At 60.7% G+C, this 12,967-nt stretch carries 14 protein-coding genes; 7 read left to right on the plus strand and 7 right to left on the minus strand.

The annotated features are described in order from the left end of the window. Positions 1–38 precede the first annotated feature (38 nt). Both upp and ABYA88_RS02945 read left to right on the plus strand, forming a co-directional pair. Entirely contained in the window at positions 39–680 is a 642-nt protein-coding gene (gene upp / locus ABYA88_RS02940) for a uracil phosphoribosyltransferase (protein WP_373185403.1), read from the plus strand. After that, a complete protein-coding gene (locus tag ABYA88_RS02945; RefSeq protein WP_373185376.1) occupies positions 680–1,927 on the plus strand; it encodes a uracil-xanthine permease family protein in 1,248 nt (415 codons plus the stop codon). Before upp ends, ABYA88_RS02945 begins: the two co-directional genes overlap by 1 nt. A 14-nt stretch (positions 1,928–1,941) precedes the next feature. Here the strand turns inward: ABYA88_RS02945 and ABYA88_RS02950 are convergent, their stop codons facing one another. The 5 genes from ABYA88_RS02950 to pilV form a co-directional block, all read right to left on the minus strand. Next, positions 1,942–2,343, minus strand: coding sequence for a type IV pilin protein (locus ABYA88_RS02950; protein ID WP_373185378.1), 402 nt, complete (start codon positions 2,341–2,343; stop codon positions 1,942–1,944). A 61-nt stretch (positions 2,344–2,404) separates the two neighbouring features. After that, entirely contained in the window at positions 2,405–5,428 is a 3,024-nt protein-coding gene (locus ABYA88_RS02955) for a PilC/PilY family type IV pilus protein (RefSeq protein ID WP_373185380.1), read from the minus strand. Beyond that, entirely contained in the window at positions 5,409–5,924 is a 516-nt protein-coding gene (locus ABYA88_RS02960) for a PilX N-terminal domain-containing pilus assembly protein (protein ID WP_373185382.1), read from the minus strand. The genes ABYA88_RS02955 and ABYA88_RS02960 overlap by 20 nt, the downstream gene beginning before the upstream one ends. A 19-nt stretch (positions 5,925–5,943) precedes the next feature. Further along, positions 5,944–6,741, minus strand: coding sequence for a PilW family protein (locus ABYA88_RS02965; protein ID WP_373185384.1), 798 nt, complete (start codon positions 6,739–6,741; stop codon positions 5,944–5,946). After that, positions 6,738–7,247 (minus strand): type IV pilus modification protein PilV, encoded by a 510-nt coding sequence (gene pilV, locus ABYA88_RS02970; RefSeq protein WP_373185386.1) that lies wholly within the window; start codon positions 7,245–7,247, stop codon positions 6,738–6,740. Before pilV ends, ABYA88_RS02965 begins: the two co-directional genes overlap by 4 nt. A gap of 206 nt (positions 7,248–7,453) precedes the next feature. Between pilV and ABYA88_RS02975 the strand changes: the two genes are divergently transcribed. Then, the gene (locus ABYA88_RS02975) at positions 7,454–8,104 is read left to right on the plus strand and encodes a LysE family transporter (RefSeq protein ID WP_373185388.1); all 651 of its coding nucleotides are present in this window, start codon (positions 7,454–7,456) and stop codon (positions 8,102–8,104) included. Positions 8,105–8,110: 6 nt separating this feature from the next. On the opposite strand, the gene hemH is transcribed toward ABYA88_RS02975, so the two are convergent. Then, positions 8,111–9,133 (minus strand): ferrochelatase, encoded by a 1,023-nt coding sequence (gene hemH / locus ABYA88_RS02980; protein WP_373185390.1) that lies wholly within the window; start codon positions 9,131–9,133, stop codon positions 8,111–8,113. A 15-nt stretch (positions 9,134–9,148) separates the two neighbouring features. After that, positions 9,149–10,045, minus strand: a complete 897-nt coding sequence (locus tag ABYA88_RS02985; protein ID WP_373185392.1) for a TIGR01777 family oxidoreductase — start codon at positions 10,043–10,045, stop codon at positions 9,149–9,151. A 280-nt stretch (positions 10,046–10,325) separates the two neighbouring features. Between ABYA88_RS02985 and ABYA88_RS02990 the strand changes: the two genes are divergently transcribed. The 4 genes from ABYA88_RS02990 to ABYA88_RS03005 all read left to right on the plus strand — a co-directional run. Beyond that, entirely contained in the window at positions 10,326–11,315 is a 990-nt protein-coding gene (locus tag ABYA88_RS02990) for an NAD(P)/FAD-dependent oxidoreductase (protein WP_373185394.1), read from the plus strand. Then, positions 11,312–11,527 carry a TIGR02450 family Trp-rich protein gene (locus tag ABYA88_RS02995; RefSeq protein WP_373185396.1) on the plus strand — a complete coding sequence of 72 codons (216 nt, stop codon included), beginning with the start codon at positions 11,312–11,314 and terminating at the stop codon, positions 11,525–11,527. Before ABYA88_RS02990 ends, ABYA88_RS02995 begins: the two co-directional genes overlap by 4 nt. Before the next feature lie 154 nt (positions 11,528–11,681). Continuing rightward, on the plus strand, positions 11,682–12,572 hold the full coding sequence (locus tag ABYA88_RS03000) for a MerR family transcriptional regulator (protein ID WP_373185397.1): 891 nt from the start codon (positions 11,682–11,684) through the stop codon (positions 12,570–12,572). Next, positions 12,569–12,967, plus strand: a 399-nt coding sequence (locus tag ABYA88_RS03005; protein WP_373185399.1) for a deoxyribodipyrimidine photo-lyase, incomplete at its 3' end; no start/stop codon positions are given. The genes ABYA88_RS03000 and ABYA88_RS03005, both read left to right, overlap by 4 nt.

A 12,967-nucleotide genomic window follows, 5' to 3' on the forward strand; every position in this document is an offset into this window, starting at 1 on the left:
CGCCCCGCACGAGAGCAGCTTCCATGAATACGAATGCCCTGAACGTGAAAGAAATCCGCCACCCCCTTATTCGTCACAAGCTCGGCCTGATGCGCCGCGCCGACATCAGCACGAAGAATTTCCGCGAACTGGCGCAGGAGGTCGCCTCTTTGCTGACCTACGAGGCAACCCAGGACATGCTGCTCGAGCCGCAACAGATAGAAGGCTGGTGTGGGCCGGTCGAGGTCGAAAAACTGTCCGGCAAGAAAGTTACCGTGGTACCTATTCTCCGTGCCGGGCTGGGTATGCTCGACGGCGTCCTGAGCCTGATACCCAGCGCCAAGGTGAGCGTGGTCGGGCTGGTACGCAACGAGCAGACCCTCGAAGCCGACACCTATCTGGAGAAGCTTGTTGGCGACCTGAACCAGCGCACCGCGCTGATTATCGACCCTATGCTGGCAACCGGCGGCTCGATGGTTGCAACCATCGAGATGCTCAAGCGCGCCGGCGCGCGTGAGATACGCGCGCTCGTGCTGGTGGCCGCCCCGGAAGGTATCAAACGGGTCAACGATACCCATCCGGACGTGCAGATTTTTACTGCATCGGTCGACGACCATCTCAACGAGCACGGCTATATCATTCCTGGTCTGGGCGACGCCGGCGACAAGATATTCGGCACCAAGCAGAAGGACGTGCACTAATGGAACCGATCAATACCACCGGCTGGCGTTCGGCGCTGGCCGGTTCGCAGATGCTCTTCGTCGCCTTTGGCGCGCTAGTGCTGATGCCGCTGATTACCGGCATGAACCCGAACGTGGCGCTGTTCACTGCGGGCCTGGGCACGCTGATGTTCCAGTTCACCACCCAGCGTCAGGTCCCGGTGTTTCTCGCGTCCAGCTTCGCCTTTATTGCACCGATTCTCTACAGCAACCAGACCTGGGGGCTGGCGGCGACGCTTGGCGGGCTATTGGCCGCCGGCGTCATGTACATATTGCTGAGTTTGCTGGTGCATCTGCGCGGCCCCGGCTTCATTCGTCGGCTGCTGCCGCCGGTGGTGGTCGGGCCGGTGATCATGGTGATTGGCCTGGGGCTGGCTTCGGTCGCCGTGAATATGGCAATGGGCAAGGCTGGCGATGGAAGTGCGCAATTGGTCGACTACCCGCTGGCCATCCTGATCTCGATGGCCTCGTTGGTCACCACCATTATTGTCGCAGTCTTCGCCAAGGGCATCTTCCGTCTGGTGCCGATACTGGCCGGCGTCGCCGTCGGTTACACGCTGTCGTGGATTCTCGGGGTGGTCGACTTCAGCGCCGTCGGTGAGGCCAGCTGGCTGGCGGTTCCAGCCTTCGTCACCCCGGAATTCAAGCTGGCGGCGATTTTGTTCATGATTCCGGTGGCGATCGCTCCGGCAATCGAACATATCGGCGACGTGCTGGCGATCGGCTCGGTGACCGGCAAGGATTACATTCGCAAACCCGGACTGCAGCGCACACTGCTGGGTGATGGCTTGGCCACATCGGCCGCCGCCCTGCTCGGCGGACCGCCCAATACCACCTACTCCGAGGTTACTGGCGCAGTGATGCTGACGCGTAACTTCAACCCCAACGTCATGGTCTGGGCCGCTTTCTTCGCGATGACACTGGCGTTCATCGACAAGTTTGGCGCAGCACTGTTGAGCATGCCGGTACCGGTGATGGGCGGCATCCTGTGCCTGCTGTTCGGCTCGATTGCCGTGGTGGGCATGAATACCCTGATCCACAATCAGGTGGATCTATCGCGTCCGCGTAACCTGTGTATCGTCTCGGTGACCCTGGTGTTCGGTATCGGCGGCCTGATGATCGGCAATCAGGATTTCAGCCTGCAAGGCATCAGCCTGTGCGGCGTTGTCGCGATCATCCTCAATCTGCTGCTGCCCGACCCCGACAAGGTCGAGCAGGCGGTCGAATAACTTTTTTCCGAGACTCACCGGCGCCAGCATCTGGCGTCGGCGGGCGTGCGCTGACCTGTCTGATTGAAGGTGTAACTAGCGCAGGTGTCGCCTGCCATCACCCCCCCGGATGCTGCAGTTGCGGTCAGCGTATAGGTGTCTAACCCTCGTACGACCGCGACGCGGTATACCGCCGTGCCACTGGCCGGACTTTGCGTCGCCAGCACCAATGCACCAGTATCGTAGGCGCCGTGGCGGGTAAAATGGCGCTCGAGTAACTGCGCATTCTCCAGCAGCACGCCGGTAACCTCTGCCCTGCGGGCCTGACGTACCTGCTCCTGGTAGGAGGGATAGGCGATGGCGGCCAGAATGGCAATTATCGCGACCACGATGATCAGTTCAATCAGGGTAAAGCCTGGCTGTTTCGGTGTATTCATCCTGTTTTTTCCGTCATCTGTTTTCCACTCGCGCTTCTCGCTGCCGCTGCTGATAACCGGGCTACATCAACTGCCGCCACATGACGCGCCTGAACCTGCATTGCCCCGATCCCGCTACCAGCTCGAGCGTGTTGGTAGTCTGGCTGAAGTTATACTCCTGCCCGCAATAGATGTTCTTGCAGGCGGTGTCTGCGGGATCGCAAACGCAGTCGTCCACCGTCGGGTCGCAGGGGCAGAACTCGAGTGCGGGATCGCAACTGCCCGGAGCCAGTGGCCTGGCCGCGTCCAGCGGCCTGATACGCGGCAGCTCGAGTACGACCAGATCACCCGGGAGCCCGCCGGACAGGTTAACGCCCGCGCTGAGCGGATCCCCGGTATCGACCAGCCCATCACCATCGCTATCCAGGGTGGCTACCGGCAGCATCCCACCGGAGAAGCTGTCAATCGACATCAGCCAGCCGCCGCCGGTGCTCACACAGGGATCGGTGCCAGGCTTGATCAGAGCGGTATTGAACAGGACCCGGCCACCGCGGGTGACGATGTTGCGGATTACTCTCTCGCCGGTGGCAGGGCCGTGCAACAGCGGCAGATACCAGCCCTGGCCGCTTGTCGAATTCCAGTTCACGCGGTGGGAGCTAATCGTCCGCACGCTGCGTCCACCGCTGGTGGACTCGGTCAGGATGCGCTGTGGCTGCAGATGGCTGTAGCTCAGGTTGCCGGCACCGCCCGGTTTATCCCACACGGCATAGAACGCCTGGACACTGGTGTCGAGACGGTCGGCAGCCTCGAGAAACTTGCCGGTACCGAACAGCACCAGACGCCCCCCTTGTGGATGATCCAGCAATGTCGGCTGCACCGTAATGGGTTGCGAGGGATTCGACGCAATCGCGGCGCGAAACAGTGGATCGCCGGCAAAGGCGACCTGCCAGTCGCCGGGTGGACCGGTGAGATCGAACTTCCACAGCCTGCCCTGCAGGTCGCCGGCATACGCTGCCAGCGCCCGGCCATTGCTGTCGGTAGTCACCCGTGGCGCAGACAGCCCGTTCCCGCTGGCGGGATCGGCGGAGCCCGCCGCGATGCTCTTAAGCAGACTGCCATCGGCCAGATCGATCACATACAGAATTGGCTGGCCCGCGGCGCCACCATACCCGTTGCCGGTGATCGCCACCCAACGGCCATCGAGCCTGGCAATCACAGCCTTGCCGTATACATGGCCAAGGTCGGCATAGCCGGTAGTTGCAGGGCTGATTTCCCACAAGCCGCCCAATGCACCGTTCCCTGCGCTCTGATCGTATAACCGGAGGCCCACCAGTCCCTTCCCACCGGCACCGAAGCCACCCAGCGCCAGGGTGGTCCAGGTGGATTTCAACTCGACATCACCCACCACTATTGCGCCGTCGACACCTGAATGATGTCCGTTGCGCACAAAGTCCACGCGGGCTCTGGCGCCGAGAGCGGGCTGCACTGAAGCAGGCATGAAGGCCAGCCGGTGGGCGCCATCGCTGGCTGCCAGCACATGCATGAAGCCATCATTGGAGCCGACCAGCAGGGAAGAGACCATATTCCGGCGTTTGTCCGTCAGATAGCTGTCGTATCCGCTATGCTCCCTGCGGCCCAGCGCCTGGCCAGCGCGCGCCAGCACCAGGGATGAATTCACCACATCACCCAACAGGCGGCCCCGGCTGCGGTAACCGGCTACCGGCCGACCCAGACTCCAGTCCAGCAGATCCTGCCCGCGGTTCGGTGCAGCAGCGTGATCGAGCGCGGCTCGCTGCCCGCTACCCAGACGCGAATAGGCATTGGTATCAAGTGTGACCACCGCCCCGGGACGTGCCCCGGAGGGCTGACGCCATATCTGGTACAGCGCATTGCTGTTTGCCGTGACTGTGCTGTCGCTGGACCACGAGAGACTGCCGAGGCCACCAGCGGAATTAATCGCATAGGCGTCGATCGTACCGCTCCAGTCGGCCGGATCATATTGCGCGCGGTAGAACTGCGAGCCAGAAGTCAGCTCCGGCCCACTGGCGACGCCGCCACCGGCCGAGCCAGGTGTCGAATTGATCTCACCTAGGGCGCGGCCCAGTGCGCTGCTCAGCTCCTGCCGACTCGCCGCGGTGTAGTACCAACCGCCACCGAGCGTTGCAGCGCGCTCCAGATTGGAGTCGTTCAACGCAAATCCCACGGTATAGGTGCGCATATTCTGGATGGGGAAAGCGGGATCGTCCCAGTCCAGCCCGGCCAGATCGGTGGATACACCGTTGCGGTTCGCGTTGCGCATGTCGGTGTCGAAGGCAAAGCCGGCAATATCATCAAGGTAGAAGGTGCTGCCTTCAGCGCCAGGATCATTGCTGTTCACGTCTCCGTTCGCATCGCCATCCCAGTCAGGCAGGTTGAGTGCGCCCGCCACGTCTGGATTGTCGATATCCGGATCTTCACTGGCTGCGGCAGGAAACTCGCTGTCATAGGTAGGCAGTCCATCGGTGATCACCAGCCCGTAGTTTCGCTGACACCGATACTGCACCGGACTGACGAATTGCTGCCGATTGGCGGCGGCCAGCGACTGCGGATAGAACGCCGGAAGTCCGCGCAGGTAACGGGTCATCTCGTAATAGGTCTCCGCCAACGGCGTGTAGGTGTAGGGCGCAGAGACGCTCGGGCTGATCCGATCAAGACTGTTTATCAGTGCATTGAAACGGGTATCGCCGGCCACGGTCCCCGCTGAAATATCCCCCAAATCAACCAGCAGATCTCCCCCCGGCGCGTCCCGTACGCCACCGGTCGTAACCGTGTCCCTGAAGCCGAAGAGACCGAACCGAACATTGCGGTTATTGCCTATCAGTTCCTTGGCCACATCCCGGGCAACCGTCAGTCGGGTTTCGTTGCCAACGCTATTGAGCGCCATGCTCGATGAGTTGTCGAATAGCATCACAACATTTGGCGCCACCGCTGGAGCAGACAGTATGGGTCCACTGAGCGGATTGAATGCGGCCTGGGCCGGCAAGGTGACCAGGAGGCCTGCCAAGATGCCACAAGCCAGACCGAATGCCGGCCTGCGAGCGGAGGGCTCAGACGGAATAGTGAACATAGACGCTCTCCAGCACGGTGCGGGTGGCGCCGACGAAGCTCACCACGACGATGCGATACAGATTGCCGGCGCCTTCGTGGGGTGGATTGGCATCGACGGTAAAGGCTGGAGCCAGGGTCTCGCCAAGGCTGGTGATCCGGTACCAGACCTGGGTGTTGTTGGTCATCGCTGAAGCAGGTATCTGTACCCAGCCGGCACCGGGCGCACCCGTTGTGTCGAGGTCAAAGGCCGCATCGGACGTGTTGCAGTCAATTCCTTTGCACGGGGTGGGCAACGGCTTGTTGCTGTTCGCTGCCTGCGCCAGCTGCTGCTGAATTATGCGCAATGCCGATTCCGCGGCCTGCAGACTGTCGCTCTTGAGTTTCACATTGGCCGCCATGCGCTCCTGACCCGTTGAGGATCGTATGCCGGCCACGCTCACCAGCGTGAGCAGCAGCAGAAATACCAGACTCACTATCAGTGCCGAACCCTGCTGCTGTGATGCTTCCATGCTCATAGCGCTATGCTCCCTGCATTTAGTCGATTCTGTTACGAATTGCCACCACCTGTCTGAATTCCTGCGCCTTGACGCTGCCGCTGTCCGGCGCGGATGGATTGTCACTGAGCAACCATTGCAGGTTTACGCTGCGAATACGTGCCGCATCGGCGACAGCCACCGCGGAGACGTAGCTCCCGCTTACTTCAGCATCCGCTGTGCTGGCGGCAAGACCAAAGCGCACCTCAAGGTCCGCGACGTTGTCGATCAGCGTTTGAAAGTTGCCGGCGTCGTTGCTGCGCAGCTGAATGGCGTTCCTGCTGAAACGGTATTCCAGCTGGCGCAGCGGGATGACGATGTCGCCGGGGCGCACAACAATGGGTCCACCGGCTGATATGCGCAGGTCATCGGTGTCGCGACAATTGGTAGCGATCAGCCACTTGGCGCCGTAATCACCCGGGCTGCGGCTTTGCTGAGCGATAAAGCTGTCATGATTGGGCACCGCAGATATCAGCTTGAGAATGCCGGTGCCGGCACTGGTGGTATAAGCAATGGAGTTGTCGAACGCCACGGGTACGCTGCCGCGGATGCTTGCCGGCAACCGGTTCAAGTCAACGCAACCGAACATGTTGACCATGCGCAGCTCCCGACTCAGGCGGCTGATGACGTAACGAGCATCCTCGTTCAGACCGGCCGCAGTACGTTGCACAACGAAGGTCTGCTTGCTGGCGACAAATACCTGCACCACCCCCAATACCAGAACCAGACCCAGCGTCAGCGCGATGAGCAGCTCTACCAGCCCGAATGCGCGCTGGGCTGACCTGAGCACCCTGCTCATCTGATCACCGACGACACGGCCAGGGTGGTGGTGCCACCGCCGGCAACCGTTCTGGCTTCGGACCAGGCAATAGAAACAGTCGCCTGGCCGCCGTTTACCACGATACTGGCGTTGGCCGAGGGCAACTGACAGGTCACCGACCGGGTAAAGTCCGCCATATCCTGCGAGACAATAGTCGCACCGCCGGAACTCGGCGCACAGGTTCCGGCGACAGATGCGGTTGCATAGCTGGCGAGCACGGATGGATTGGCCCGCATGCGATCCAGCATGTCGCGGGCGGCAAGAGTAGCCTGGGTGGTATGACCCGCGCTGGCGCTGTATCGGATTGCATTGAGCTGGAGGGAGGCAGCGCCAAGTACGCCGACGGCCAGGATCAGCACGGCAACCATTACCTCCAGCAGTGTGACTCCGCGCTGATTGTTCCGGCGGACACCGGCAAGAAAGCCCGCAAGACTCGGCGCGGGCAATCTGCTTGCGATCTGCCGTGCAAACCGATTTTCCAGCATGACCATCTCCCTGAGGTCGGACGCTTGCCTCACTGAAGCGTGTGCAGACCTGGGAGCTTAGCGCGTGTCGGCAGCCGGTCACATCACCCCGCCAGGTGAGATAGAAGTTGCGCACAACCCTGGCAAGACATCCGATTCATCGCCACTGGAGAATACCGGGAGACGCGCGGGATGGGGTAAAATACCCATTTTTCGGGGACGCATGGATGGATTATCTAAGCGAATTTCTGCTCGTAGCTGTAGCCCATCTGTTCGCAGTGATGAGCCCCGGACCGGATTTTGCGGTGGTGATACGCAACAGTGTGAGCGCGGGCCGCAGGGTCGGGCTGGTGACCGCCGTCGGCGTGGGCTGCGGGATCTGCCTGCACGTGGGTTATTCGCTGCTCGGGATCGGCCTGATCATTTCCCAGTCGGTCTGGTTGTTCAATGTCCTGAAGATGGCCGCTGCCGCCTATCTTGTCTACCTCGGTCTGCGCGCTTTACGCAGCAAACCCATGCAGGCCGGTCCCGCGGTGCTCCCCGCAGTGCAAAACATGCCCGCGGGCAAGGCATTCGCCAATGGGTTTGTCACCAACGGCCTTAATCCGAAGGCAACGTTGTTCTTTCTGTCGTTGTTTACCGTGGTTATCAGTCCGCAAACCCCGATTGCGGTCCAGGCCGGCTATGGCGTCTATCTGGCCGTGGCGACCGCGGCATGGTTCTGCCTGGTTGCCGTGATGTTCAGTCACGCGCGAGTGCGTGCCGCATTCGTGCGCACGGGCCACTGGTTTGATCGCCTGATGGGAGCGGTGCTGATTGGTCTGGGATTGCATTTGGCTCTCTCCGAGTGGCTCGGGCTGAGTGCCCGGCCACATTGAGCCCGATCAGGCCTGCACTGGCTCGTTCTCGCACCAGTTAGCCAGGGTTTCAATCCACTGCGGATGATCGTTCAGGCAGGGCACCAGGACCAGCTCCTCGCCGCCCGCTTCGATAAACTGCTCGCGGCCGCGATCGCCGATTTCCTCGAGCGTCTCGATGCAATCGGAAACAAACGCCGGACACATCACCAGCAGACGCTTGACGCCCTGGGCCGCCAGCTCGTCGATACGTGTCTCGGTATAGGGCTCGATCCATTTGTCCTTGCCCAGACGTGACTGGAAAGCCAGCGACCATTGATCGTCACGCAGCCCCATTCGCGCGGTAAATTCACGTGTTACTGATACGCACTGGGCCCGATAGCAGGTGGCATGCGCCGGCGAGGGACGATCACAGCAGTCGGGGAACGCCAGGCAATGTGACCCCGTCGGGTCTGCCTTGCGCAGATGGCGTTCCGGCAACCCGTGGTAACTAAACAGCAGATGATCGAAGCCCTGCTCAAGGTGGGGCTGGGCGCTGGCGACCAACGCGTCCATGTAACCCGCCTTGTTGTGAAATGCGGGAACAATAGTCAATTTGATGTCGAGCTTGTGCTCGGCAACAACTCTCTGGGCTTCCTTGATCGAGGTTGTCGTCGTGCTGTCAGCATGCTGCGGATACTGCGGCATGAAAAGCACCTCGCGGATACCCGGCTTGGCTGCCAGCGCCAGTAAACCACGTTCGATGGACGGCTGACCGTAACGCATCGCCAGCTCCACCGGCATATCCAACCTGGCCTGCAGGGCCTGCTGGACCCGTCGGCTTATTACCACCAGCGGCGAACCTTCGGCCCACCAGATGGAAGCATAGGCTTCAGCGGATTTTTTCGGCCGTAACAGCAGGATCAGACCCACCAGCAGTCGGCGCGCTGGCCAGGGCAGATCGACCACATAGGGATCCATCAGGAACTGATTGAGGTAACGGCGCACATCAGCCACATCGGTGCTGGCGGGGGAACCGAGATTGGCAAGCAATACCGCGCGATCAGACATTTACAGACTACTCCTTCAGGTTTTAACTACATCGGCTAGGGCCGCTTCCAGGTGCGCAAAGTGAAACTGATAGCCTATTTGCTGAACTTTTTCCGGTACCGCATTCTGCCCGGTCAGCAGCAACCGGGACATTTCTCCCAGAGCGAGTTTCAAAACCGGCGCAGGTAGCGGGATCACTGCGGGGCGACCGAGCACCTTGCCTAGCGTCTTGACGAATTCGCGATTGGTCACCGGATTGGGCGCGTTGGCATTGAACGGCCCCTTGCAATCGGGATTTTGCAGCAGCAGCATTATAATGCCGATCATATCGGCCCGATGCACCCAGGGCATATATTGCCTACCGGAGCCGATCGGACCACCCAGACCCAGCTTGAATGGCGGCAACATGCGCTGCAAAAAGCCGCCTCCACTGGCCAGCACCAGTCCGGTGCGCAGCAGGCAGACGCGGATACCATGGGAGCTTGCCCGCCTGGCCGCCGATTCCCAGGCGTCGCACAGCGTATGCGTGTATTCATGGTGTGAGGCACTATCCTCTGTCAGCGGCGTCGAACCGCCATCGCCGTACCAGCCCACAGCCGATCCGCTCACCAGCACGCTGGGCTTCACTGTCTGCTGCCCCAGCCAGGCCACCAGCTCTTCGGTCAGCGTGACGCGGCTGTCCCACAATACCTGCTTGCGTTTTTTGGTCCAGGGTCTGTCTGCTATTGGTGCGCCGGCCAGATTGACTACTGCGTCGATTGTCTCGCCGTCGAGTTCGGTCAGCTTGCCCACTCCACGCACCGAGGCACCACAGATTCCGGCGACCTTGGCGGGTTGACGGCTTAGCACCGAGACCTGGTGGCCATCGGCCGTAAGCTGCTTGCTCAGGGCACTGCCAATCAATCCGGTACCGCCTGTGATCAATACATGCATTGTCTGGACCCTCATGCCAAATCGGTAAGGTTTCCCGCCGCCCCGTCGTTCGCACGCCGAACCAGGAGGGACAATATGCAGACTATCCGGTCTACTGACTAGACCATAGCCCAGTGGCGACGGGTCGACACGCTCAGGGTGTATCAGGCGGACTGACTGCGCCAGCGCAGAGACAAGACAGGATGCTATACAAGAGATCACTAATGTACAAGTTATGTTGTAGAGTCGGGTTGATCGACATAGACTTGACAGACGTATCCATTGATCGAGACCTCATTTCATGACTCAGACGTTCGATATTGCAATCATCGGTGCCGGCATGGCCGGGCTCAGCGCCGCTAGGGCGCTTACCGAGGCGGGCCACAAGACGGTTATTTTCGACAAGAGCCGCGGCAGTGGCGGGCGCATGAGCAGCAAACGCACCGAATCGGGCAACCTGGACATGGGTGCGCAATATTTCACTGCCCGTGATCCGCATTTCCGCAGCGCTTTGCAAACCTGGATCGATCGTGGCTGGGTTGCAGAATGGTCACCACGACTGTTCGTACGCAACGAAGATGAGCTTTTTGAATCGTCTGACGACCAGCAGCGCTACGTGGGCTCTCCCCGCATGACCAGTCTGTCGCGCGGGTTATTGGAAGGTCTCGACATGGTGAGCAAGACGCGTATCGAAAGACTGCAGCAGAGCGACGACGACCGCTGGGAGCTGGTAGATGATGCAGGTGCCGTGCACGGCCCGTTCGACCGCGTGGTAGTGGCAACCCCCGCTCCACAAGCGGTGCCCCTTCTGACCGCCTCCGGACACCTGGAACAAGCTGCCTCCCAGGTAGAGATGCTGCCCGGATGGACGCTGGCACTGGCTTTCGCCGAGCCATTGAACACCGCAGTCGAAGCCTGCTTCGTCAGGGTCGGCGGGCTGGACTGGATCTCGCGCAACAGCAGCAAGCCAGGCCGACAGGGGCTCGATAGCTGGGTCCTGCAATCCAACCCCCGCTGGGCCATGGGCAACCTTGATACCGACAAGGCTGAGGTGGGCAAACAGCTGCGCGCCGAGCTTGCCGAGGTGCTGGGTATCGATCTGCCCGAGCCGGTCTTTGAGCATGCGCACCGCTGGCTGTATGCGCGATCCGCAGACACCTGTAACTGGGGAGCCCTCGCAGCGCCGGAGAAGGGGCTGTACGTGTGTGGTGACTGGTGCCTGGGAGGACGGATAGAAAATGCCTGGCTGAGTGGTCGCCAGGCCGCCCAGACCCTGATGGGTCGCAAGTGAACCGAATAAACCCGCAAAAATTGCTTCTTTCCAAGTGGACAGCGGCGAACCCACTGAACCGGGAGAAACATTTCCTGGTGATCGAATGCCAGCGCGACGACGAAGACAATGTTGTAGCAGTTGAAATTGAAGCGGTGCTGACCAGGCGCACTGAAATACTGCCCTGGCAGCAACTGCAGGACTCCACGCAATGGCTGGCGGGCTGGCGCTGATATACAGATAGTCACAAATACTTGTACAAAACTGGAAGTTATGTACACTTATTCCTATACAGACCTTAAACACTGTATAAGGAAAATATGCCATGTACGTGACATCCTGCTTACCCGCTTCCACCGCGATCCTCCCTCATGCAAGGGCACGCGCATGATCGCGGGCGAGATGCTTCCAATCCGCGAGGTTTGCCGGGTCACCGGTGTCAACCCTGTAACCCTGCGCGCATGGGAGCGCCGCTATGGTCTGATCACCCCCCATCGCACGGAGAAGGGCCACCGGCTTTACACCGAGGCGAACATTCGGCAGATACAGGAAATCCTGCTCTGGCTCAGCCGCGGCGTGACCGTCAGCCAGGTTAAACCGCTCCTGGATACCCCCATTGCGATGCAGAACGATCTCTCCTCGCCGTGGGGAGCCTTGCGGCAGACCTTCCTCGAAGCGGTCATCACCTTCGACGTCGCCCTGCTGAACCAGCAGATTGACCGCGCCTTCCGGCTCTACAACACCGCGGAGTTATGCATCAACCTGCTGGAACCAGTACTGCTGCAATTGCAGCAACGCTGGCAGGGGCAGTTCGGCAGTCAATTGGAGGAGGTGTTCTGCAACAGCTGGCTGCGTACCAAGCTCGCCGCAACCCTAGAACGTGCGAACGCCACCGCAAAATCTGGGCCGGTCGTTCTTGCCAGTCTGTCGGACGAGCATTGCGAGATGGGGCTCTGGTTGCTGGCGCTGATGGTCAGTGCCGACGGTTATAGGGTGGATATGCTGGAGTGGGATCTACCCGCCAGCGAACTGTCCCTGTTCAGTGATCAGCGCCGGCCGATCGCCCTGGTCCTGTTCAGCAGTCAGGCATTGCCTGCCGTGCAGCTACGCAGGCAACTGCCACGACTGGGCCTCAACCTGCCGGGAATGCTGATGATGGCAGGTCCTGCCGCCACAATCCATGCGGAGGAGCTGAACCGGCTCGACATCCACGTCCTGCCCGAACGCGCCACGCTCGCCTATGCGGTGTTAGCGGAGCACCTGGGAGCATCATCATGAGTGCCACGCAATTGTACTGGCTGCGCAATGATCTGCGTGTGCATGACAACCATGCGCTGTGGCATGCTCGGGACAAGGGTGAGGTAATCGCGGTATGCCTGCTGACCCCACAAACCTGGCAAGAGCATGACGACGCGGCGGTCAAGATCGATTTCTGGCTGCGCAACCTCAAGGCGCTGCAGTGCAACCTCGAGGACCTCGGGATTCCGTTGAGGATACTGAAACACAAGCGCTTTACGGACGCGCCGCAGGCACTGCTGAGCGTCGCCAAGGAGACCGGCGCCGCGGGCATCTTTTTTAACGACGAATACGGCATTCACGAGCAGGACCGCGACAATGCGGTGGCCGAGGCATTCGTCGCAGCGTCGCTGAGCTGCCAGCGCTACACCGACCAG

The organism is Halopseudomonas sp. (genome assembly GCF_041579695.1).
Classification (GTDB): domain Bacteria; phylum Pseudomonadota; class Gammaproteobacteria; order Pseudomonadales; family Pseudomonadaceae; genus Halopseudomonas.

Excerpts from the sequence above, each read along its gene's own strand:
- ABYA88_RS02950 (WP_373185378.1), bottom strand. The coding sequence starts at position 2,343 with ATGAATACACCGAAACAGCCAGGCTTTACCCTGATTGAACTGATCATC.
- ABYA88_RS02990 (WP_373185394.1), top strand. The coding sequence starts at position 10,326 with ATGACTCAGACGTTCGATATTGCAATCATCGGTGCCGGCATGGCCGGG.
- ABYA88_RS02960 (WP_373185382.1), bottom strand. The coding sequence starts at position 5,924 with ATGAGCATGGAAGCATCACAGCAGCAGGGTTCGGCACTGATAGTGAGT.
- ABYA88_RS02945 (WP_373185376.1), top strand. The coding sequence starts at position 680 with ATGGAACCGATCAATACCACCGGCTGGCGTTCGGCGCTGGCCGGTTCG.
- pilV (WP_373185386.1), bottom strand. The coding sequence starts at position 7,247 with ATGCTGGAAAATCGGTTTGCACGGCAGATCGCAAGCAGATTGCCCGCG.
- hemH (WP_373185390.1), bottom strand. The coding sequence starts at position 9,133 with ATGTCTGATCGCGCGGTATTGCTTGCCAATCTCGGTTCCCCCGCCAGC.
- ABYA88_RS03000 (WP_373185397.1), top strand. The coding sequence starts at position 11,682 with ATGATCGCGGGCGAGATGCTTCCAATCCGCGAGGTTTGCCGGGTCACC.
- ABYA88_RS02985 (WP_373185392.1), bottom strand. The coding sequence starts at position 10,045 with ATGCATGTATTGATCACAGGCGGTACCGGATTGATTGGCAGTGCCCTG.
- ABYA88_RS02955 (WP_373185380.1), bottom strand. The coding sequence starts at position 5,428 with ATGTTCACTATTCCGTCTGAGCCCTCCGCTCGCAGGCCGGCATTCGGT.
- ABYA88_RS02975 (WP_373185388.1), top strand. The coding sequence starts at position 7,454 with ATGGATTATCTAAGCGAATTTCTGCTCGTAGCTGTAGCCCATCTGTTC.
- ABYA88_RS02965 (WP_373185384.1), bottom strand. The coding sequence starts at position 6,741 with ATGAGCAGGGTGCTCAGGTCAGCCCAGCGCGCATTCGGGCTGGTAGAG.